Below are 21878 nucleotides of genomic sequence, written 5' to 3'. Positions count from 1 at the left end.
ATACAACTCGCATATCATGCCTAACCTGAACGCAGTATGATGGCAACCAAAATATAAAAGACGGCGGGCATGACACCAGAAGTGCAGAAAAAGCTGAAAAAAATGCTGTATATCGCCGCATTCTGCCTTGCGGGGCCTCTCTTTGCCCCAACCACACTCCATGCGCGCGATCTTGACCGAATCATTTCGGATGGCGTTCTGAATGTGGGGGTCAACCTTGCCCTGCCCCCACTCGGGGCTTATGGCCCCACAAACACGCCTGAAGGTTTCGACATCGATATGGCAGACCAGATTGCGCACCTGATGGGCGTGAAGGCGAACTTCATTCCCATTACATCAGGCAACCGCATTCCCTACCTGCTGGCCAACAAGATCGATATCGTGCTCGGCGGCATGACCCGCACGGTTGACCGGGCACTCGTCATCGATTTCACCGCTCCGCTCTATGCCGAGGGTTTTGGCATACTGAGCGTAAAGGGACATGACTATAAGGACTTCACGGACCTCAACAGCGAGAGCGTGCGCCTTGTTGGCGTACGCGGCTCATCCGCCCTGCCGTTCGTACAGGCCAACATGCCCAAGGCGCAGCTGCTGCTGCTCGACAGCTATGCCGATGCCATCATGGTACTGGCCCAGAACCGGGCCGACGCGCTGGTTGACGTGATGGAATACATGGCCCCCTATACACGTACGCACCCCGCAGTCGCATGGCAGACCGCCAACCCCGCCGATGTGGCGCTGGGTTATGACTGCATCGGCCTGGCACGGGGCAACGACAGCCTGCGACGCTGGCTGAACCTGGCCATCTTCACGCTGCACGACACGCACGTGATCGAGGGCACCTACAGGAAATGGTTTGGCCTGGACGATCCGCACCCGATTCACATGTCTCCGGCTTTCTGATCCATGGGGCACGGACTGCATTATCAGCGCGTGCTGCAGGCACTCCCCTACCTGCTCGGTGGCGCGGGGGAGAGTGTCATGCTTGCGCTCATGGCCTTCCTCATGGCGCTGGTGCTCGGGCTGGGGCTGGCCATTGCACGCATGGAATCTGGCGGCGGCCTGCGCCCGGCGGCATCGGGCTTTGTCATCTTCTTTACCAACACGCCGCAACTTTCACAGATCTTTGCAATGTTCTACTGCCTCCCCATGGCGGGCATCAATCTGTCGCCTTTCGTGTCCGTGCTGCTGGGCATGACCCTCAATGCCTCGGCTTACCTGTCCAACATCCTGGTGGCGGGCATCGGGCAGACGCCGCGCATCTATCATGAAGCCGCCGACACACTGGGGCTGAACCTGCGCCAGAAATACATGCGCATCATCGTGCCTCATGTGCTGCGCATCATGTATCCGGCGCTTAACAACCATTTCGTCATCATGCTGCTGGGCACGTCCATGGCGTCCATCTTTGGTGTGGAGGAACTGACCGGGCGGGCCTATTACCTTGCCTCCGTCACGTTCCGCTCGTTCGAGGTCCTGTCCATCACGGCGGTGCTGTATGTGGCCATGTCGTTCCTGGCCTCGCGCTTTCTCATGTCCCTGCGGCGGCTGGTCTAGATCATGACCCAGCCCTTCACGTCCTATGATGTGCTGCTGCTGTGGCATGCCTTCCTGACAACATTCTACCTCTCGCTGTGTGGCGGCGCGCTGGCCATTGCGGGGGGAACGGGCATGGGACTGATCTGCTTCTCACGCGCACGCCTGTTCGCGCCGCTGCGGCTTGTGGTGGGCGGCGGGTGCACGGTCGTCCGCCGCATCCCGTTCATTATCGTGCTGTATCTGGTGTTTTACGTATCAGGCATGAGCGGGCTGGATATTTCCGCCGTCACGGTCTCGATCCTGGCCATCGGCCTGATCGGCAGCACGTATATTACCGAGATCGTGCAGGGCGGCCTGCGTGCCGTGGGGGCTGACAAGATCGAAGTCGCCCGGACCATGAACATGGGCAGCGCGGCCATCCTCCGGCACGTCATTTTGCCGCAGAGCCTGCCGCTCATCGTGCCGCCTATGCTGGGCTACCTTGTACTGTTCATCAAGGACACGGCACTTGCATCCCAGATCGGGGTCATTGAACTGAACCAGGCCGGCATCATCCTGACCAACCGGGGCCTGCCAACCTTCCATGTCTTTTTCACCATCCTGATCCTGTATTTCGTGATTTCATTTCCGTTGACGGTCATGATCCAGAAAATGGAGAAGAAACTTGTCATATCTTGAGTTCAGGAACGTGCAGGCCAGTTACGGCGCCAACCCCATCCTGCTCGGCGTTGATCTGGATATCGAAAAGGGTGAAATCGTCAGCCTGATCGGCCCCTCCGGCTCGGGCAAGAGCACCATGCTGCGCGTCCTGATCGGCCTGACGCCGCTTTCGGGGGGGGAAATACGGCTTGAGGGCAAACCGATCGATTACGCCACGAAGGCTGGCCTGCGCGCGGTGCGCAGTCGCATGGCAATGGTGTTCCAGAGCTTTGGCCTGTTCGACCATCTGACCGTAGAACAGAACCTGCTGCTCGCCCCCACGGTGGTAGGTAAAAAGAAGCGCGCCCCCCTGCTCGAGGAAATGCACGAAGTCCTGCGCCTGACCGACATGCAGGGCCATGAAGGCAAGCGCCCGCCCCAGCTTTCAGGCGGGCAGAAACAGCGCATCGCCATTGCCCGCGCCCTTATGCTTCACCCGGAAATCCTGCTGATGGATGAACCGACTTCCGCGCTGGACCCCATCCGTATCGCCGCCATGTCAGACCTGTTCGGGAAACTTGCGGCCCAGGGTGTGACGATCATACAGGTCTCGCACAACATGGATGTGGTCCGCTCCCTTTCCGACCGTATCGTGCTGATGCACGACGGTCGCATTGCCGCTACTGCCAGCCCGAAACGGGACCAGGACGACAATGCCGCGATTGCCCGCTTCATGGCAGCCGAAGCCCATCAAGCGTAACAGGAAGGCAACCGCCCATGTAAGACAGGTTAAAGCATACGATCTGAAACATGCGCGCAGGCTGCGCGCGATGGGGCCTGGCAGAACCGATGCCCCGAAATGATGAAATATGGACATGAAAACAATGAAATTCCGTGGCACTTACACAGTCATGATCACCCCGTTCGATGAACAGGGCGCCGTTGATATTCCGGCCCTGCGCCGTTTTGTTGACTGGCAGATTGAAAGTGGCATCCACGGCCTCGTGCCGCTTGGCTCCACGGGGGAATTCCTGTCACTGACCGATGATGAACGCGCCCTGGTGGCCCAGACCGTCATCGATCAGGCCGCGGGCCGGGTGCCGGTGCTGATTGGCACGGGTGCGGAAAATACGCTTGATGTCATCCGTTACAGCAAAAGCGCTGAACAGATGGGTGCTGATGGTGTCATGATCATCCCGCCCTTCTATTCCACGCCCACCGATGACGAACTGTTCGTGCATTACGACCGCATTGCACGCGCCATCAACATTCCCATCATGCTGTACAACAACCCGGCCACGGCCAATGTGGATCTGGTGCCCGAACTGGTCAGCCGCCTGTCGGAAATCGACAACTGCACCATGATCAAGGAATCCACCATGGATGTGACGCGCGTGCGTGACATCATCCGCCTGTGTGGCGACAGGCTGGACGTGTTTGGCGGCATCATGGGCTTTGAAAGCTTTATTGAAGGCGCCGTGGGCTGGGTGGCCGTGGCCTCCAATGCGGCACCGACACAGATGAGCCAGATCTTCAACCTGTGCCAGAAGGCCGAGACCATCGCCGCGGCCCGTGACCTGTATTATGAATACACCCCGCTCATCCGCTTTGTGGGCGGGCAGGCCTATGTTGCGGGTTCAAAGGCGCTGCTGCACCACATGGGTCTTAAAGTAGGCCAGCCGCGCGCGCCCCGCCTGCCCCTGCCTGCAGCACTGGACAAGCAGGCCGCTGAACTGGTGCGCCAGTACAAGCTGGCTTACACGCCAGCATGATGCCACGGCGCTTTCTGTCCTTTTTCGGCATGCTGTCACTTGTTGTGGCAGCACCTGCCGGGCAGGCCCTTGCGGCCTGCCCGACGGGGCTGGACACCCATGCCATGGCATCACCAGGGCAGTTGGTCATGGCCACCAATCCCTCCCTGCCGCCGCTGCAGTACATGCGCATCGACGGGCACCTGCATGGCATGCGTATCGAACTGGGCACAGAAATCGCCCGGCGGCTCTGCCTCAGGCCCACCTACATTTCCACGGCCTTTTCCACCATGATCCTCGGCCTGCTCGAGCGCCGGTGGGATGTGGTTGATACCGGCATGTTCTATAAACATGAACGCGCCCGCATGCTCGAACTGATCCCCTACGAGATCCAGTCCATAAGCGTCAGCATGGCCGATACCGATACACACCATGTCAGCAACATCATGGATATGGCGGGCATGGCCGTGGGCGTGGAACTTGGTGGTTTTGAAGAACAGCGCACACGCGACATTGACCGTCAGTTACGGGCCGCTGGACACAAGGGGCTCGAGATCCACACCTTTGATGATTTCTCGGTTGCCTTCATGGCCCTGCGCGCAGGCCAGGTCGCGGCTGTCACGTCAATCGATGCGGTCGCGACCCGCATGGCACAGGAAGGCGGCCTGCACCCCGCGCTGTCCGGCCTGTTCCCGACCCCGGTTGTCCTGGCCGTGCATGACCATGCGCTGGCCATGGCCATTACAACCGTTCTCAATGACATGCGCATTGACGGCACGCTTGAACGCATCATGCAGCCTTATGGAATTCACCCGCCACCTGGTGAAATCAGGCTGTATGGCCCACAGACAGATGCAACCAACCCCTAACCGGATCATACAGGTGAACCGGGGCGCATGGCCGTTCCGTTTTGTCCTGTCACAGGCGCCTTACCTACAGGGAACATTTTAATGCAGATATGGAACTGGCACGGCTTTTTCATGTATCTGGGCAGCGGTTTCATATTCCGTGGTGCACTTGTTACATTGATGCTGACAGTCTTTGCCACCTGTGCCGGTTTCGTGCTGGGCACCGTGGTGGCGGTCATGAAACGGTCACGGCATAAAGGCCTGTCGCTACCCGCGCGCTTTTATATCTGGCTGTTCCGGGGCACGCCGCTTCTGGTGCAGTTGATCATCATCTATACCGGCCTGCCAAAATTCGGCATCCGGCTCGATGTCACCACGGCCGCCCTGATCGGACTGAGCCTGAACGAAGCCGCCTACCTGGCCGAAATCATCCGTGCGGGGCTGGATGCCGTCTCACCGGGACAGATTGCAGCAGCCCGCGCGCTGGGGCTGGAAGAAGGCCAGATTGCCCGGTACATCACCTTTCCGCAGGCATTGCGCATTATCGTGCCGCCCCTGGGCAACTCGGTCAACGGACTGCTCAAGACAACCTCCATCACATCCGTCATTTCCATGGAGGAACTGCTGCGGCGCGCCCAGTTGCTGGTGCAGGAACATTTCATGGTGCTGGAACTGTTTACGGTCACCGCCATATACTACCTGGCCATGACAAGCGCGTGGGACATGATCCAGCGCCGCCTTGAGAACTACGTCAATCGTCCCTACCAGCGCACGGCCTCGCCAGTCCTGCTGGAACCCGAAGCCAATATAGCAGTGACCTCATGAGCAAGCAGATCAGTTTCCTGTTTGAAGGCCAGACCGTTACGGCCCGGACGGGGCAAAGTGTAACCGCAGCCCTCCTGCAGCATGGCAAGATGACCCATCGCATCACGACGGATGGCACCCCGCGTGGCCCCCTGTGCGGCATTGGCGCCTGCAATGAATGCCTGCTGCAGATTGACGGGCGCATTGCGCAGCGCGGCTGCATGACCACCGTAACGCAGGGCATGGACGTGCGCCGCCTGCCTGCCCGGCCGGACCTGACCCAGGCCGCCCCGCTGGCCGCCTGCCCTGACGAGCCCATACTCACCACGACATGCGATGTGCTGGTGATCGGCGCCGGGCCTGCGGGCATCGCCGCCGCCACCGCACTGGCGCAGGGAGATGTCCGGGTTATCGTAACGGATGAACGCCATATGGCAGGGGGCCAGTTCTTCAAGCAGGATGGGCTTGGCAGCGCACCCTGTGATGAACAGCAGCGCCGCGGCCAGCAGGCTCTGGCCGCCATGCAGGAAGCAGGCGCGCAATGCTGGACCGACACACTCATCTGGGGCGCCTTTCGTGAAAAGGACGGACTGGTCATTGGCGCCCTGCGTAATGGGGAGGCGCTGTATATCCGCCCCCGGTTTGTAGTTATCGCGACGGGTGCACAGGAACGCCCTGCCCCCATACCGGGCTGGACCCTGCCCGGCGTCATCACCACCGGTGCCTGCCAGACCCTTATGCGCGCCAATGATGCCCTGCCCGGCCAGAATATCCTGATTACCGGCAATGGCCCCCTCAACCTGCAGGTCGCGCGTGAAATCCTGCGGCGCGGCGGCCATGTTGCCGCACTGGTCGAGGCGGCGGCGGCTCCTTTCCGCCGTCCGGCCGAGGCGACCCGCCTGGCAACCCTCAACCCGCGCCTTGCCCTGACCGGCCTGAGCCAGATTACGGCCCTGCGGCGCAACAGGGTACCGGTTCTGTGGTCACACCGACTTGTGCGCATTGAAGGACAGGACCGGGTCGAGGCCGCCATTGTGGTCGATGCCAGGGGCAACGAAACCCGTATCGCAACAGATACGGTGTGCATTGGCGATGGCTTCGTGCCCGCCAACGAACTGCCGCGCCTGCTTGGCTGCATACATGATTTCCGTGCCATCCCCATGCCGCACCTGACGGTGCGCCGTGACGGTAATGGCGCGACATCACAGGCCGATACATTCGTCATTGGTGAAGCAGGCGGCTTTGGCGGGGCCGATATCGCATGGGGCCAGGGTCATCTTTCAGCCCAGGCCATATTGCGCCTGATGGGGCGCCCGGTCGCATCCGCTACGCCATGGGCGCGTAAAACCACCCGCGCGCGCGCCTTCCAGAAGGCCCTGTGGCAGCTTTATGCAGCCCCTCCGCCTCCCTCGCCCGCAACCCTGCCTGATGACCAGATCATCTGCCGGTGCGAAAACATTACACTGGGCACGCTCCGCGCCCGTATCGAACAGGATGGCATTACCGACCCCGCAACCCTCAAACGCGCCACGCGCTGTGGCATGGGCCGGTGTCAGGGGCGCTTTTGCAGCGCAAGCGTTGCCAGCCTGACCGGTCATATCACAACGGAAAAAGAGTGCGTTGCCCCCCAGATGCCCGTGCGCCCGGTGCCACTGGCCGCCCTGGCGCGCGAAAAGCCGGAGTGGAAAGGCCATCGCCGCACCGTCCTGCCAACCGACAGGCCTGCAGCCATACGCGCCACCCCCGCACAGACAGCTGATGCGGTTGTGGTTGGTGCAGGCGTTGTGGGTGCCTTTACGGCCCTGTTCCTGGCGCAGTCCGGCCTGCGCGTCACCCTGCTGGATCGGGGGCACCCTGGCGCCATGGCATCGGGCGGCAATGCAGGCAGCCTGCATGCCCAACTGCTTTCCTTTGACTACGGCGCACCGACACAGGGGCTTTCGCCCGCGGCACGCACCATGCCGTTACAGAAGGCTTCGATCGCGCTATGGGAAAGCCTGCGTGATTCCTTCGACCGCGACATAGAAATGAAACGTACAGGCGGCCTCATGATCGCGCAGAGCGAGGCTGACCTGGAGCGGATGCGGCAGAAGGTTGCGGTTGAACAGTCCATTGGCGTCAACTGCTCGCTTGTAGGGGCCGATGAACTGCGCAGGCTGGAACCAGCCCTGACACCGCAATGCCTTGGTGGCGCATGGTGCCCCGATGAAGGCAAGATCAACCCGCTTTCAGCCACCCTCGCCGTTCTGTCAGCCGCACGCAGGCATGGCGTACAGATCGTGCCAATGGCCGATGTCCGTGCCATCACCCGCACGGGCGACGGGTATACTGTTGGAACGACGGCCGGAACATGGTCGACGGGCACGGTCGTCAACGCCGCCGGCTCCTTTGCCGCGCGCATAGGGCAGTTGCTGGGGCTCGATGTGCCCGTTCACGGCGCGCCCCTGCAGATGATCGTAACCGAGCCGGTTGCGCCCATGCTCCATAACCTGATTGCCCATGCCAGCCGTCACCTGACAGTCAAACAGGCCGTGAATGGTTCCATCCTGATCGGGGGCGGATGGACGGCGGGGCTGGACCCGGTCCATGCCCATCCCCGCCCGCAACGCGATAGCCTGGAAGGCAACCTGTGGGTGGCGCGCTCCCTGCTGCCGGGTCTTGACCGGCTTCATATCATCAGGTCATGGGCTGCGATGAATATTGATATCGACGGCGCGCCCATATTGGGGGAACATCCCGACTGCCCCAATTTCTATAATGCCGTTACAGCCAACGGCTACACCCTCGCCCCCATGATGGGACGGATCACGGCCGACCTGATCGTAAACCGTTCCACGCCCACCGATATTTCGCCCTTCACGATGGCACGCTTTGCGGACAGGACGCCATGATCAGATTTGAAAACGTATGCAAGTCCTATGGCTCCTTTCAGGTGCTCAGGAATTGCAGCGCCGATATAGGCCGTGGCGAGGTTGTGGTCGTCTGTGGCCCTTCCGGTTCCGGCAAATCCACGCTGATCAAATGCGTCAATGCGCTGGAAGGCTTCGATAGCGGGCAGATCTTTGTTGATGGCACGCCCGTGCGCGATCCTGCCACGTCCCTGCCGCGCCTGCGGGCACGGGCGGGCATGGTGTTTCAGGGTTTTGAACTGTTCCACCACATGACCGTGCTGGAAAACATCATGCTTGCGCAGCGTGTCGTGCTTGATCGCAGCGCGGAAGATGCGCGCGCGCGGAGCCTGAAGCTGCTCAAACGCGTGGGCCTTGCGCACCATGCCATGAAATACCCGGTCAACCTGTCAGGCGGGCAGCAGCAGCGTGTGGCGATTGCCCGCGCCCTGTCCATGGACCCGGTTGTGATGCTGTTCGATGAGCCGACCTCTGCCCTCGACCCGGAAATGGTGGCGGAAGTACTGGCGGTCATGACAGAACTGGCACAGGCGGGCATGACCATGATGTGCGTAACCCATGAAATGGCATTTGCCCGCCAGGTGGCCACGCGCATCCTGTTCGTGGATCAGGGAGAGATCATAGATGATATGCCCTCGGCCGATTTCTTCTCGGGTCAGTGCAGCGATCGGGCACGCAACTTTCTCGAACGCATTCTGTAGGCTGCCACGTTCCATCAAAAAAGGCTGGTTGCCAGCATTCCTGCCCGACAACCAGCCCTGGATGCACTTTTACAGATAAGAATATCAGTCGTTATAGGCGGCAAGGGCAGCATCAACGCCGCTGCCTGCGCTAAAGCCGTGGCCTTCATGGCGCAGCACGGTTTCAAGCGCGCCCATGGTCAGCAGCACCTTGTGCTTTTCAGCGTTGTAGCCCATGGCCCCGATGCGCCAGATCTTGCCCTGCAGCGGGCCGAAGGCGGAGCCGATCTCGATCTCGAAATCCTCGCGCATGCGCGCGCGCACCTTTTCCCCGTCAATACCTTTGGGAATGTACACGCCGGTCACGTTGGTCATGCGGTGTTCATCGCCGCCAAACAGTTCCAGCCCCATGGCGCGCAGCCCGGCGCAGACCGCGCGCGATGCTGCTGCATGGCGCGCGAAGCGGGCCTGCAGCCCTTCCTCAAGCGCCACGCGGGCAGCTTCACGCGCGCCGTAGAGCATGGTGGTGGCCTCGGTGTGATGGTTCAGGCGCTTTTCGGACCAGTAATCCATGACCATGGCCAGATCGAAATAGTTCGACGGAATGCGCACGCGCGTGCCATCGGTCGTGTCGCTGCCCCGGATGCCGGCCTCGACATGGCGGCGGGCGAAAATGTGCTCGGCCGCGCGGTCTGAGATGGTGATGGGCGCGGAACCCGGCGGGCCACCCATGCATTTCTGCAGGCCCGAACTCACCACATCCACGCCCCAGCGGTCGGTGGCCACTTCCATGCCGCCCAGGGTGGCCGTGGTATCGACATAGGACAGCACGTCATACCTGCGGCACAGCGCGCCTACCCCATCGAGCGGCTGGGCCATGGTGGTGGACGTATCGCCATGAATGCACGCCAGCACGTGCGGGCGATGGGTCACGATGGCATCCTCGATCTGTTCAAGGCTCGCGACCTCGCCCCAGGGCAGGTCCAGCGTCACGATATCGGCGCCGATGCGCTGCGCGATCTCGGAGAGAAGCAGGCCAAAACGCCCCGCGCGCACGATCAGCAGCTTCATGCCCGGCTCGACCAGCGAGACCAGCGCCGCCTCGATCCCGGCCCGCGCCGTGCCATCAACCAGCAGGGTCCAGCGGTTGTTGGTCATGAACACCTGACGGTAGAGTTCCATCGTCTGGTTCATGTAGTCGGTCATCTCGGGGTCGAACTGGCCCAGCATGTCGGCCGCCATGGCGCGCAGCACGCGCGGGTGCGCGTTGACCGGCCCCGGCCCCATGAGCAGCCGGGCAGGTGGGTTGATCTGGCCGAAAAAGGTCTGGGTCATCTGAAACACACCTCACAAAAATACTCTGATAGAAAGTATAGTTTGTTAAATATAATCTGATATAAAAACAATCAATGATATATGTTCGATTATTTATTTAAGAACTGACAAATTTTTATCTTAAAACAGACGCAAGTCATCACAAAACGCATGTTCTGTATACAGAACACGCTTATTTGATAAACCTAATCCAGTTTAAGGGATGACTGTAATCATATGAGCAAAAAACATGTGATTTTTGCGTTAGAATACTGAAAGCACATGCACTCTGAGGCGTTTGCAGCCTACGCTACCGAATTGGACAGCCCCTGGTTTTCCAGACGCCTTGAGCATTCAGCATGTGCTTCTGTACAATATTTCGATATAATCAAAAACATCCTGTCTGGCGCAGGATGCGCTTGAGCGATGAGAAAAAGCCCTGCGGATATAGGAAATGTCTTTGACCCATGCCTTGTCTCGGCTGCCTCGACATCAGGGAGCCAATCTGTGCCTTGATACCCGCCAGTTCTGTCAGCCACGCCACGCGGGTTGGGCAGCAGGTCTCATCCTGATCGAGCAGATCATCGCGTAACTTGCGTTAGCCATGACTTTGCCGCTGCTGTTCCGTGCATGACAGATCAACCTGGTTTATCAGGCGTCTTCGCAGGCCTGTCAGGTCAACATCTCTTTCAGTCAGGCTCGGCACATCGCCTGAACTTCGAACCGATCGCAGTGCTCGGCAATAAAAGTGTATCTCACTTTGCATGCCTGGCGAAATACGCGATGGCTTTTTCAAGATACTGCCGGATATCGGCATCCGTGTCACAGCGCCCGATACCATCTGCGCAAATTGCCAATCCCGAACTGCAACGAAACTTCCGCTACCGGATATCCCTGTCCGGTGATCAGCGCCACCATACCTCGCCTGAACCCACCACTGAAATCGATCTGCTCCATCAACGCCTCCTGTGGAGTCATGACGTTCAGAAATGCAGGAGGCATTCAGTTGCATGAACCTCCCGCAAGGCTCTAACCAACAGGATCAAGCACGGGCATGAAATGGATTGAACTGTTCTGGCTTTCGGTCAGCGCACTCAACAGACCACGTTGCGTGATTGTATTGTGCAGGATCATAATCCTTCTGGCCTCCACGGGATCATGGGCCTTGAGCGCATCCACGATCTGGATATGAAGGTCCTTGGTCTCATCACTGATGTCGCGGTTCTGCGCACCAATGACAAAAAAGCGCTGCAGTTCATCAAGAACCTGTATCACCATATGGAACAGGCGATTGTTACCAGATGCGCGGGCTATGCCTTCATGGAAAGACCTGTTTGCCTGAACAAAGTTTTCGACACTCACATGCTCGGAGGAATCGTAAAGAATGTTGGCCAGTTCTTCGAGTTTTTTTGCATCGCCTTCAGATATGTTCTGGCTGGCCAGTTCCGCTGCACGCCCTTCAAGCATGTTACGGACTTCGAAGAGCTCATTCATGTCCTGAAAAGTCACATGCGCGACCTGATATCCACGCCGTGGAAAGCTCTGGACCAGCCCTTCCGCCCGCAACTTCGACAGCGCTTCACGCACGGGGGTCTTGCTGGTGTTGTACCGCTCGGCAAGCGTTCCCTCCGACAATTCGGCTCCTGGCCTGATCCGGCAGGAAAGAATTTCGTTCCTTAGCAATAAGTAAATCTTATTCGTAAGGGACTGCGCTACACGGCGAGGCTTGGTTGCCATAATGAACCTACTTGTTTATCCGTCTGTTTAACGGCATACCAAAAAGAGTGGATGAAAACTTACGTCTGCCATTTTCCCATCCACCAACAATCTAACCACACTGTCGCGGCACGTTACCATTGTCAGCGTTGCAGCCCATATATACCTGATTTGTGCTCACCCGCCAATCCAATCCCTAAGCTGGGCCTGCGCCAACCATGCCGAAGGCGCATGCCTCACGACACCGTGCAGGGGATAAGGCTTTGGTTGGGTTATGGGCAAAGGTAAGTCCTTTTCATCCCGGCTGACAAGATAATCACTGATCGCCCTGCCAAATACGGAAGTCAGGGCAACGCCACGGCCATTGCAGCCAATGGGAGCGTAAAGACCGGTATCCACATTCCACAAACGTGGCATGAAGTCATTGGTTACCGCAATACGGCCATTCCATGCATATTCCGCCTGCAGGGGCGGAAGATCAGGAATAAACCGGGCCAGCCGCCGCAGGAACGCCTTTGCCATCCGGTCCACTGCGCCGGGATCATGTATCTTGGCCGCGCCCCCGGTAATCAACCGACCGTCGGGACTCCATCTTACGGCGAAAGGATGCAGCCGCAGGTCAACAAAGGTCTGGTGTCCCGGCAGTATCCTTTCACGGACCCCGGCATCCATGCGCTGTGTCGCCACCTGATAGGCCCATACGGGAATGATACTGCGCGCGACCTTTGGCAGGAGGTCACCCGTCAGGGCATTTGTTGCGACAATGACCTGATCGGACTGGACGGACGCACCGCCACTGACTTCCACACACCATGTCCTGCCATATCGTTTCAGCCTGCGGGCATGACCCAGATAGACGCGGCCACCATGGCGGACGATGGCATCATTCAACCCGAGCGCATAGGCCAGCGGATTGATCTGCCCCCCTGTTGGCAGCAGCAGCGCGCCACGATAGCCCTTTATGCCACTGACCTGCGTAATCTGGCGCTCATCCAGTATTTCGGACTCGATGCCGGCGGCCTGGTTCCACTTCACCATTTTTTCGATCTGGGCCATGTCACCCGACATGGGAACAGGCTGCAGGCAGCCCCGCTGTTCAGCCGAGCATTCTATGCCCAGCGTCTTGATCAGATCGAACACATAATTACCGCCCTGCCCGATCAGGGTCAGAAGTGCATCCCCTTTTTCGGGACCAACCAGCGCACGTACTGCATCCACACTCAGGCTGCCCTTCAGGCCCGGCACCACAAAGCCGGTATTGCGCCCCGAAGCCCCGAAAGCAATGTTCTGCCCTTCGAGCAATATGACAGAAGCCCCACGGCGCGCCAGGCCCAGTGCGATGGACAGCCCCAGCAATCCCCCGCCAACAACCGTGACATCTGCCCGCAATGCGCCATGCAGGGGCGGCACAGGAGAGTGCGCTGGGGTAATGGCGGACCATAATGTCCGCGAAAACATCTCAACCTGCCCCACCATCAATACTGGTTCCCTCTTGGCTGGGTCACACCTGATCGGCCATTGCCACTCTTGGATGTAAGACACCATAGATATCTTACAAAGAATAGCACAAAAATATTGTGTGCCAACCCGGCTTCGCCTAAAACGAAATAATCCATTTCGTTTCAGATAATTGTGAGAAACTTCAGTTCCTGCGCCACAGAGGATCAGTCGCCCTTTCAGGCTACGAAACAGATGGATTGTATACAATTTATCGTTTCGATAATTATATCAAAAAGGCAAGAATCCCTTGAAAAAAATCCTGGTCCTGAACCCGAACAGCAGCACTGCCGTTACGGACAAGATTGCGGCAAGCTACGCCCTGTGCCCTGCAACGGGTCCATACAGCGTACAGTTCGACACGCTGGCGGTCGCGCCCCCCGGCATTGAAACGCAGAGGGATGTGGAAGAGGTCACCATTCCCACATGCGACCACTTCAAGGCCAATCCTGCGCAAGGTTATGTCATCGGATGTTTTTCCGATCCCGGCCTGTATCTCTGCCGGCAGGAACTTGATGTTCCGGTTGTGGGAATCGCGGAATCCGCTTTCCTGACAGGCATGAGCCTTGGGGGACGATTTGGTATAATGGCCATCAAGCAGGGGTCAATCGGTCGTCACATGCGCGCGCTGCACCAGTACGGACTCATGGATTTTCTGGCGGCTGACCGTCCCCTCAACCTTGGTGTGCAGGAACTGCTCGATGAGGAAAGTTCCATCGGTCGCCTGATCGAAGTAGGCCGCACGCTGCGCGATGTTGATGGCGCACGCTCCCTTATCCTTGGCTGCGCCAGTATGGGTGCCTATCGTCCTGCCCTGCAAAAGGAGCTGGGCATTCCTGTCATTGATCCCGTGCAGGCTGCGGTCGCCCGCATGGTCGGCCTGCTGACGCTGGGCTACGTTCCCGAATAAGGCGCATGACACGCGTGGGTGCGAACAGGCTCCAGCCACCGGGCCTGTTCGCACCAACGCCACATCCTTACATGTCGGGCCGGAAATGGTCTCTGGCTACCTGCCAGATGTTCAGTCCCGGGACTTGATGGGACATTGTCTTTACGAGAAGTAGAGGACAGTGGCGGCCCTGAGCATATCTTCCTCTGACACCAGCCTCCCTCCGGCACCTGTCTGACGGATGACGGCCGCAGGCCGGTCAGGGATTACGGGCATCCCGGCCTACGCAGGCCACTGGTGCCCATACCCGTAAAATCCCTTGCCACTCAGTGAAGGGCAAGTCGGGTGGTTTCAGTAATGAATGCCTCCACCCTGCTGGCCGAGACCTGTCGTTCAAACCGATCTGGTGCAAAGGGATGCAGGGCATCAGGCGATGCGTCTGTTATATCCTGCGCGACCAGCCGCCCGATTTCGGGCGCGATCTGGAAACCATGGTTGGAAAAACCAACGGAAAGGTAAAGCCCGGCCAATGCGGAGTGACCAATAAGAGGCAGTGAATCAATGGTCTGCGCTTCACAGCCAGCCCATGTCCGTTGCACGGGTGCGTGCCGCATTGCCGGGAATACTTCGCGCGCCGTCTGTAACTGGCATGCAAGGTGCCGCTCATCGGGACAGGCGGACAGAAGACCGTCGGGGCTATTGCCAAACCAGCGCCCACCAATCATGTAATTCCCGTCCGGCATCTGTTTAAGGGACAGATTACGCCCCTCCCCGGTTACGGTCGGCGCCAGTGTCACACCGGGCTGGGCCTCGGTGGTCATCATCTGCAAGACCCGCCAGCGTAACGGAAAACGGAGCCCAAGCGCATCGAGCATGCTGATGCTCCATGCCCCCGTACACACGACAACGGTCCTTGCAGACAGGGATGTTCCATCACCCAGCACGATACGGCTGACACGGCCCTGCTCTACAGGGATTGAGGCACACTTTTGCGGCACAAGGGTCGCACCAAGCCGAACGGCCGCTGCCAGAAAGGCCCGTGCAGCAAGGATCGGGCTGGCCTGCCCATCCTGTGGCGTAAAGCATGCCAGTCGGGCTGCCCTGGCCAGGCCCGGCGCGATATCGTGTATTTCCGCCTCGGCAAGAAGCCGTGCTTCAATCCCAGCATCCTGTGCCTCACTGACGCGCTTGCGGATACGTTCAGCCTGAACCGCATTTTCTGCAATGTGCAGATGGCCGCCAAACCGGACTTCCATATCCGCTTCCAGCTCATCCTCCAGCACCTGCCAGCGCTGCTGCGCGGCATGGGCGATTGCCGCTTCCGCCGGGCTGCGCCCCTGCGCCCGCAGGCCACCCGCGCTCGCCCAGCTTGCTGTCGGTTGAACGGGGCCCATGCCGGGATCAATGATGGCGACCCTCCCGCCCGCGCGGGCAACGTGATAGCCAACCGATGCACCAATGATTCCGGCCCCGATAACAATCGTATCGTACATCATGACGGGACTTTCCCCAGCAATGCATCTGCCGTGCGGCGGGCAAGGGCGAGCAGGGTCAGGCTGGGGTTGACGGATGGCAGCGACACGAAAGTCGATCCTCCCACCACGACAAGACCGGGCGTGTCATGCACGCGCCCCACGCTATCGACGACCGAGGACTGGGCATCCACGCCCATGCGTGTGCCACCTACGTCATGCGTACTGATCGGGCCGGTCAGCGCGTCGCGTTTCCATACGCGTGATGCCCCCATGCCGTAGGCAATGGCTTCTGCCCGCTCCTGCAGGAAGCGGATCAGGTTGCGGTCATTGTCGCCTATGTCGAACGTGATGCGTGCCAGCGGGTCGCCATACCGATCGGCACGGTCGGGATCCAGGTCAATACGGTTATGGGCATAAGGCAGGATTTCCGGGTCGATGAACAGCATGGCGGTACGGTTGAAAGCATGGGTGACAAAATCCCGCCAGCCCGCGCCCCATGCCGGTATGTCTGGCGGCACGATGCCCGATGCCTCGATCGGCAGGTACTGGTTGAAGGCCGCAATCCGCCCCCCACCGATGAAATCCATGCCGGCATGATCGAAATGGTCGCCCGACAGGTCGGCAATCGCCATGGCCTGCGCGGTCGGGCCGGTAAAGCGATTGAGGAGATGGTCATCGAACGTGGCATAGACTGCGGGTTGCTGGCGCGTGATGTAATGCGCCCCCACCTGCCCGGTTGCATTGCCCACACCCCGCTCATGCCGATGGCTGCGTGAGTTCAGCATGAGGCGTACGTTTTCAAACGTATAGGCCGCAAGCACGACCGTGCCGGCTTCAAGAAACTGCGCGTCCCCCTCCCGCCCGACATACCGGACACCAACCGCGCGGCCGCTGTCATCGGTCTGGATGGCACGGACCCGCGTATCCGTCATGATACGCAGGCGCCCGGTCTCCATGCTTTCACGCAGCAGCGTATTCTGCACGGAGGCCTTGGCCTCGACATGACAGCCGAAACGCGAACAGAAACTGCAATAGGTGCACGCCCCGCGGCCGGGCCTGTCCTGCGTTGCAATGGCAGCCGGCAGTGCAAAGGGATGATACCCCAGCCCTTTTGCGCTCCGGGCAAACAGTTTGCCCAGGCCACTGGTCCGCAAGGGTGGCATGTCATACGGGCGGCGGCCGGGTGCTGCAAACGGGTTGTCATTTTCCTGCGGGCCCGCAACGCCGAGCAGGCTCTCGACCACGTCATAATGCGGTTCCAGATCGCGATAGCTGAGTGGCCAGTCCATCAGGGTGGAATCAGCGGGTATGCGTCCGGCCCCGTATTTTTCGGTAATCAGGCTCCGCATGCGGAAATCGTTTTCGTAGAACCGCATGGTGATGCCACCCCACGCGATCGCATTTCCGCCAAAGGCCGTTTCAAGATGCTGGTAGAATGCGCTGCGTTGTGCAGTCATGCCCGGATGGCGCCGCCAGGCTGGGATTTCGTGGTTGAATTTCGCCATTCCGCCCATGTTACGCGCTGACGTGCCGGCCAGTTCATCCATGACATGCTCGCGTCCGCTCCGGTCCGGTCCGGCTTCCAGCATGGTGACATGATGCCCCGCCATGACCAGCGCGTGAGCGACGAGCAGACCCGCCGGGCCACTGCCAACAATGACATATTCGGCAGAACCAGCCCGCGGCACCTGATTGAAACTGGCACAGCTCGTAGGCGCGACCGATGGCGTGGGTTGTGGTTCGGGCAGTCCCTGCGGCGGATAGGGCAGGATGGCGTCCAGTTCCTGATCCTGCGCGGTATAAGACGTGCGCACGCCAGGAAAACCAACGGCCTTCCACCCCGCAAAATCCCGGTTGCCGCCATAAGACGGATCACAGAAAAGCCCCTCGCGCATATGCCGCATCAGCATGCGGAAAGGACTGTCCTCCCCAAGGTCGATACCAGGCAGGGTGCCCGCCTCCAGCATGGCAACACAGGACTGCTGCTCGGCCAGGGGCGCTGTCAGGAAATCCCGGGATGTGCAGGCCGCATCACATGCTGCATGAAGGCTGGCATAAAAAGGCCTGTAAGCCTGATAGGCACCGCCAAGCGCACGGTTAATATAATCTCCCGCTCCGATATCACCCCCACCGGGCGTATCCTTGCCAGGGGGAAAAATAATATCTGCCAGACTGTTCAGAAACCGTGCCATACGCGGTGAAGATACAGCGTCTCCTGCACTCGTCATTGCTTATTTTCCTTTACCCACCCCGTATCTCACCCGGGCGCAGCGCCACAATTACAATTGTGATCCGTTATTGTACCGGATGCGCAGGAACACCGTCTTGCGCTGCATAATTTCTATTTAACCACGCCTGCCAGTTTCAGGTGATGGTCATACCAGTCCCATTCCTGTTGCAGGAAATGACGGAACTGTTCTGATGGCAGGAATGCATCGGCCTGCCCGTTATCTTCAAGATAGGCCTGCCATGCCGGGGTACCGATCGCGCTGCGGATGATCGTGTCCCAGCGCGCACACTGTTCTGCGCTCAGGCCAGGCGGGCCGACAATGCCACGCCACATGCTGAAGGTTACGGGCAGTCCCGCCTCGGAGAAGGTGGGAACATCAGGCATGCGCGGCGAACGCTCGGGCGAGAACGCACCGATAACGGTCAGTTCGCCCGATTCAAGATAAGGCTGGATTTCCGCGATGACGCCACAGCCCCAGTCAATCCGGCCGGCGACCAGATTGCGCCATACGGTCGGCTCATCCGGCACCACGGTAAAATCGAGTTCCGCCCCCACGGCCTGCGTCAGCGCAAGCGCCAGAAGGTGGTTGATCCCGCCCAGGAAATAACCGGCAGAACGGGTTTTGCGGCCGCGCATGGTCGCAACCACATCCTCTATGGAGCGAAGGCCACGCGCGGTATCCACCACCAGAAAAAAGGTATCGGATACAAGACGCGCCAGCGGCGTCGTGTCGCGCACACTGACCGGCATGCCACGAATGATCGGTGCCTGGATGAAGACCGGCGTGCAGGTGGACAGTACATTGTCCTCTCCCGCATGCTCCATCAGGTATGCCAGTGCATCCACGCCAGGGTCATTACCCCGATCTATGATATCCCACGGCCTGCTGTCGCAACCGGACTGGGCGACAGCCTTCATGAATGCCTGCGCCAGAACAGGTGGAGCGCTGCCCGGTGGCCCATGGACCACGAACTGCACATCTTTGTCTGTCATGATATTACTTCCTGAAGCAGGGCCGGTTACTGGTCCTGTTCTTTCCATTTTTTCTTCCGCCCTCCGGCCATTTCATCCGGCCTGCATGGGCGGTCATGTCTGGCGGGGGCACCATATGCCCCCGCCAGTCATCCATTATGGCTTGCGCGTGCTTGCCCCGGCATCCGCATCAGCCATGCCTGCGGCTACGGACGGTTTCCACATCCGGTTTGCCAGCACGGCCGGATCGGTGTCGATTTCCGTCCAGTTCTGGGTGGCGGCATAATGCGTAGGTTCATCCTCAACCCACAATGCATAAGTAATGCCGTGGATCAGCGGGCCAATACCGTACAGAATGCCCGACAGGGATGCACCAGAATGTGCGTTCGAGACAAGAGTGCCGTAATTGAAGCAGAAAATATCCTTCAGGATCGGCGTCTTGCCTGGTGTCTTTTCCTGGAATCTGAGATCAGAACTCAGATACGGATAGGTCTTCAGCCAGGGATCCTTTTGGGAGGCCTCCGGCGGGAGGACATCTTCCCATGTCAGGATATTATCGGCAAACGGGCGCAGTTCCTCACGGTTATGCGCATCAATCGAGAAGCCACAGCCGATAAACAGGTGATCGAATGTTTCCACCGATCCGTCGCTGCCAGTCACCTCAACCCCGTTGGGCGTGTCCTTGACCGCCGCCCATGTCGCACCGGGGTGCAGAACAAAATTCGGGAAAGCCGCGCAACGGTCAACGCCATCCTGGGTGGGCGGCTGGCCGAACTTCAGCACCTCGGTAATCCAGCGCCACTTGTCTTCATCCGACATGGACTGGAAGTGCCGCAGGTAACCCGCCTTTTCCAGATAACGGAACGGGTTGGAACTCAGGACATGCTTGCGCCGCATGTAGATCGTAACGGCCTTCGCACCAAGTTCCAGCAGGTCGGCCGCGCGGTCCCATCCTGTAGCACCGGCCCCAAGCAGGGCAACTCTCTGGCCGCGCCATTCCAGGCTGTCCACATCATCCGTGCACAACGTCCAGCGAGATTTGGGCAGGGATTTGACAATGGGGGGCACATACCAGCCGCCCATGCCTTCCAGCCCGGTTGCCAGCACGACCTTGCGCGCAAAAACGCGACGGCCATCGGCCAGCGTGACCGCAACCTGCGCCCCGTCCAGATCGAATTTGGTCACACAGGCATCATTCCACACCGGCAGATCCAGCACTTCACGGTACCAGTCCAGGTAATGCTGCCAGACATGGCGCGGCCATTTGTCCAGCATCTCCCAGCCTTCCTCACCGTACACGGCTTCAAACCAGCTACGGGGGGCAAGCGAGGGAATACCAAGATCCGGCCCGGTCAGATGCTTGGGCGAACGCAGGGTCCACATGCGGGAATACGTGACCCACGGGCCTTCCTTGCCCTTGGGGGCCTGGTCCAGCACCAGCACATTGCCAACCCGTTCACGCCGGAGAGCGAAGGCGGTTGTAAGGCCGCACTGCCCACCGCCCACGATCACCACGTCATAGACATGCTCACCATCTGGGCGCGTGCGCGGGATAACCCATTCATCCTTGGGGTACACCATGATTTCCAGGTCATGCCTGACCCGCGCCGAAAGGGCTTTTAACCGCAACTGCGCATCGGGATGCGGATCAGGAAATGGTGGAGGCAGAAGACCGGAGCGATCTTCGCAATGTTCAACAAAAGGATTCGTCACGACACCATTCCTTCGGTACTTCTTTTCTATTGTACTACTTACTGCTGTTTCTTGCCGGGTGTGAGCGCTGTGCTTGACGATATTGGGGTCATATCGCCGTAATCAGTCCCCCATCAACCCGCACGATTGACCCGGTGACATAGGATGCGCGCTCACTCACCAGAAAAGCCGCCATGGCTGCGAATTCACGCGGTTCGCCATACCGCCCCATCGGAATCTTCGCCCGGGACTGCGCCTTCACCTCATCCACGGTGATACCGGAGCGCGTGGCATTGCCCTGATCCAGTTGTGCAACGCGATCGGTCGCGATACGCCCCGGCACGATGACGTTTGCCGTAATGCCATCGGCCGCGACATCACTGGCCAGCGTCTTGCTCCATGCGACAAAACCACTGCGCAATGTGTTGGAAATGGACAGCCGGGGAATGGGCTGGACAATACCGGAAGAGGCAACCGTTATGATCCGCCCCCAATGGTTTGCCTTCATGCCGGGCAGGGCCATCTTCACCAGCGCCATGGGGGCCAGCATCAACAGTTCATACTGCTGTCGCCACACTTCGCTAGATGGAGCTTCCGCGCCACCCGGGGGCGGACCACCGCTGACCAGCACCAGAATATCCACCCCGCCAAAGCTGCCCTGCACGGCCTGATACGCTGTTTTTACAGATGCTTCATCTGCCAGGTCAGCCTGCGCCACCATGATGCGCCCGCCACCGGAAAGGGCATCGAGTTCCGTCTTGACCTGCTGCAGCACATCCTCTCGCCGTGCCATCAGCGCAACATCAGCCCCCTCCTGCGCCAGTTCGGTGGCAATGGCACGCCCCAGCCCCTGTGAGGCTCCCAGCACAAGGGCGCGTTTGCCCTTAAGACCCAAATCCACTGTACTTTCTTCCTTTTCCGAT

General features: G+C 59.5%; 19 protein-coding genes. 10 read left to right on the top strand and 9 right to left on the bottom strand.

Going from position 1 to position 21878, the window contains the following annotated elements:
- Positions 1 to 69: 69 nt before the first annotated feature.
- From FMA36_RS09110 to FMA36_RS09070, 9 genes are all read left to right on the top strand, one after another.
- Complete coding sequence (locus tag FMA36_RS09110) at positions 70 to 903, top strand: transporter substrate-binding domain-containing protein (RefSeq protein ID WP_159262071.1); 834 nt, start codon at positions 70 to 72, stop codon at positions 901 to 903.
- 3 nt (positions 904 to 906) lie between these two features.
- Positions 907 to 1557: an amino acid ABC transporter permease gene (locus FMA36_RS09105; RefSeq protein ID WP_159262070.1), complete on the top strand. Its 651-nt coding sequence runs from the start codon at positions 907 to 909 to the stop codon at positions 1555 to 1557.
- A gap of 3 nt (positions 1558 to 1560) precedes the next feature.
- The gene (locus tag FMA36_RS09100; protein WP_159262069.1) at positions 1561 to 2217 is read left to right on the top strand and encodes an amino acid ABC transporter permease; all 657 of its coding nucleotides are present in this window, start codon (positions 1561 to 1563) and stop codon (positions 2215 to 2217) included.
- A complete protein-coding gene (locus tag FMA36_RS09095) occupies positions 2204 to 2938 on the top strand; it encodes an amino acid ABC transporter ATP-binding protein (RefSeq protein ID WP_240906314.1) in 735 nt (244 codons plus the stop codon). The genes FMA36_RS09100 and FMA36_RS09095 overlap by 14 nt, the downstream gene beginning before the upstream one ends.
- Positions 2939 to 3047: 109 nt before the next feature.
- Positions 3048 to 3950: a 4-hydroxy-tetrahydrodipicolinate synthase gene (dapA, locus tag FMA36_RS09090; protein WP_346766519.1), complete on the top strand. Its 903-nt coding sequence runs from the start codon at positions 3048 to 3050 to the stop codon at positions 3948 to 3950.
- Positions 3947 to 4798, top strand: a complete 852-nt coding sequence (locus FMA36_RS09085; protein WP_159262067.1) for a transporter substrate-binding domain-containing protein — start codon at positions 3947 to 3949, stop codon at positions 4796 to 4798. The genes dapA and FMA36_RS09085 overlap by 4 nt, the downstream gene beginning before the upstream one ends.
- An 81-nt stretch (positions 4799 to 4879) precedes the next feature.
- Positions 4880 to 5602: an amino acid ABC transporter permease gene (locus tag FMA36_RS09080; protein ID WP_159262066.1), complete on the top strand. Its 723-nt coding sequence runs from the start codon at positions 4880 to 4882 to the stop codon at positions 5600 to 5602.
- Positions 5599 to 8472 carry an FAD-dependent oxidoreductase gene (locus tag FMA36_RS09075; RefSeq protein WP_159262065.1) on the top strand — a complete coding sequence of 958 codons (2874 nt, stop codon included), beginning with the start codon at positions 5599 to 5601 and terminating at the stop codon, positions 8470 to 8472. The genes FMA36_RS09080 and FMA36_RS09075 overlap by 4 nt, the downstream gene beginning before the upstream one ends.
- Positions 8469 to 9191, top strand: coding sequence for an amino acid ABC transporter ATP-binding protein (locus FMA36_RS09070; RefSeq protein WP_159262064.1), 723 nt, complete (start codon positions 8469 to 8471; stop codon positions 9189 to 9191). The genes FMA36_RS09075 and FMA36_RS09070 overlap by 4 nt, the downstream gene beginning before the upstream one ends.
- Before the next feature lie 84 nt (positions 9192 to 9275).
- On the opposite strand, the gene FMA36_RS09065 is transcribed toward FMA36_RS09070, so the two are convergent.
- From FMA36_RS09065 to FMA36_RS09055, 4 genes are all read right to left on the bottom strand, one after another.
- A complete protein-coding gene (locus FMA36_RS09065) occupies positions 9276 to 10505 on the bottom strand; it encodes a pyridoxal-phosphate-dependent aminotransferase family protein (protein ID WP_159260305.1) in 1230 nt (409 codons plus the stop codon).
- 801 nt (positions 10506 to 11306) lie between these two features.
- Complete coding sequence (locus tag FMA36_RS19190; RefSeq protein WP_167518025.1) at positions 11307 to 11441, bottom strand: transposase; 135 nt, start codon at positions 11439 to 11441, stop codon at positions 11307 to 11309.
- 72 nt (positions 11442 to 11513) lie between these two features.
- On the bottom strand, positions 11514 to 12221 hold the full coding sequence (locus FMA36_RS09060) for a GntR family transcriptional regulator (RefSeq protein ID WP_159262063.1): 708 nt from the start codon (positions 12219 to 12221) through the stop codon (positions 11514 to 11516).
- 156 nt (positions 12222 to 12377) lie between these two features.
- Positions 12378 to 13676, bottom strand: a complete 1299-nt coding sequence (locus tag FMA36_RS09055) for an NAD(P)/FAD-dependent oxidoreductase (protein ID WP_159262062.1) — start codon at positions 13674 to 13676, stop codon at positions 12378 to 12380.
- 271 nt (positions 13677 to 13947) lie between these two features.
- Here FMA36_RS09055 and FMA36_RS09050 point away from each other — a divergent pair, with 271 nt between their 5' ends.
- Positions 13948 to 14607, top strand: a complete 660-nt coding sequence (locus tag FMA36_RS09050) for an aspartate/glutamate racemase family protein (protein WP_159262061.1) — start codon at positions 13948 to 13950, stop codon at positions 14605 to 14607.
- A gap of 305 nt (positions 14608 to 14912) precedes the next feature.
- Here FMA36_RS09050 and FMA36_RS09045 read toward each other — a convergent pair whose 3' ends face one another.
- From FMA36_RS09045 to FMA36_RS09025, 5 genes are all read right to left on the bottom strand, one after another.
- Positions 14913 to 16082: an NAD(P)/FAD-dependent oxidoreductase gene (locus tag FMA36_RS09045; protein ID WP_159262060.1), complete on the bottom strand. Its 1170-nt coding sequence runs from the start codon at positions 16080 to 16082 to the stop codon at positions 14913 to 14915.
- Positions 16079 to 18253: a GMC family oxidoreductase gene (locus tag FMA36_RS09040; protein ID WP_159262059.1), complete on the bottom strand. Its 2175-nt coding sequence runs from the start codon at positions 18251 to 18253 to the stop codon at positions 16079 to 16081. Before FMA36_RS09040 ends, FMA36_RS09045 begins: the two co-directional genes overlap by 4 nt.
- 149 nt (positions 18254 to 18402) lie before the next feature.
- Positions 18403 to 19284 (bottom strand): tripartite tricarboxylate transporter substrate-binding protein, encoded by an 882-nt coding sequence (locus tag FMA36_RS09035; protein WP_159262058.1) that lies wholly within the window; start codon positions 19282 to 19284, stop codon positions 18403 to 18405.
- A 135-nt stretch (positions 19285 to 19419) separates the two neighbouring features.
- Positions 19420 to 20976, bottom strand: coding sequence for an FAD-dependent oxidoreductase (locus FMA36_RS09030; RefSeq protein WP_159262057.1), 1557 nt, complete (start codon positions 20974 to 20976; stop codon positions 19420 to 19422).
- 88 nt (positions 20977 to 21064) lie between these two features.
- A complete protein-coding gene (locus FMA36_RS09025; protein WP_159262056.1) occupies positions 21065 to 21856 on the bottom strand; it encodes an SDR family oxidoreductase in 792 nt (263 codons plus the stop codon).
- Positions 21857 to 21878: the final 22 nt, after the last annotated feature.

The organism is Komagataeibacter xylinus (genome assembly GCF_009834365.1).
Taxonomy (GTDB): domain Bacteria; phylum Pseudomonadota; class Alphaproteobacteria; order Acetobacterales; family Acetobacteraceae; genus Komagataeibacter; species Komagataeibacter xylinus_D.
Note: the sequence above shows the minus strand (reverse complement) of the source record. Positions and strands in the feature narration are given on the sequence as shown.

Bases quoted from the DNA above. Each gene is read 5' to 3' on its own strand.
- FMA36_RS09035 (WP_159262058.1), bottom strand. From the start codon at position 19,284: ATGACAGACAAAGATGTGCAGTTCGTGGTCCATGGGCCACCGGGCAGC.
- dapA (WP_346766519.1), top strand. From the start codon at position 3,048: ATGGACATGAAAACAATGAAATTCCGTGGCACTTACACAGTCATGATC.
- FMA36_RS09065 (WP_159260305.1), bottom strand. From the start codon at position 10,505: ATGACCCAGACCTTTTTCGGCCAGATCAACCCACCTGCCCGGCTGCTC.
- FMA36_RS09055 (WP_159262062.1), bottom strand. From the start codon at position 13,676: ATGGTGGGGCAGGTTGAGATGTTTTCGCGGACATTATGGTCCGCCATT.
- FMA36_RS09070 (WP_159262064.1), top strand. From the start codon at position 8,469: ATGATCAGATTTGAAAACGTATGCAAGTCCTATGGCTCCTTTCAGGTG.
- FMA36_RS09060 (WP_159262063.1), bottom strand. From the start codon at position 12,221: ATGGCAACCAAGCCTCGCCGTGTAGCGCAGTCCCTTACGAATAAGATT.
- FMA36_RS09110 (WP_159262071.1), top strand. From the start codon at position 70: ATGACACCAGAAGTGCAGAAAAAGCTGAAAAAAATGCTGTATATCGCC.
- FMA36_RS09040 (WP_159262059.1), bottom strand. From the start codon at position 18,253: ATGGCACGGTTTCTGAACAGTCTGGCAGATATTATTTTTCCCCCTGGC.
- FMA36_RS19190 (WP_167518025.1), bottom strand. From the start codon at position 11,441: ATGGAGCAGATCGATTTCAGTGGTGGGTTCAGGCGAGGTATGGTGGCG.
- FMA36_RS09085 (WP_159262067.1), top strand. From the start codon at position 3,947: ATGATGCCACGGCGCTTTCTGTCCTTTTTCGGCATGCTGTCACTTGTT.
- FMA36_RS09075 (WP_159262065.1), top strand. From the start codon at position 5,599: ATGAGCAAGCAGATCAGTTTCCTGTTTGAAGGCCAGACCGTTACGGCC.
- FMA36_RS09100 (WP_159262069.1), top strand. From the start codon at position 1,561: ATGACCCAGCCCTTCACGTCCTATGATGTGCTGCTGCTGTGGCATGCC.
- FMA36_RS09045 (WP_159262060.1), bottom strand. From the start codon at position 16,082: ATGATGTACGATACGATTGTTATCGGGGCCGGAATCATTGGTGCATCG.
- FMA36_RS09105 (WP_159262070.1), top strand. From the start codon at position 907: ATGGGGCACGGACTGCATTATCAGCGCGTGCTGCAGGCACTCCCCTAC.
- FMA36_RS09080 (WP_159262066.1), top strand. From the start codon at position 4,880: ATGCAGATATGGAACTGGCACGGCTTTTTCATGTATCTGGGCAGCGGT.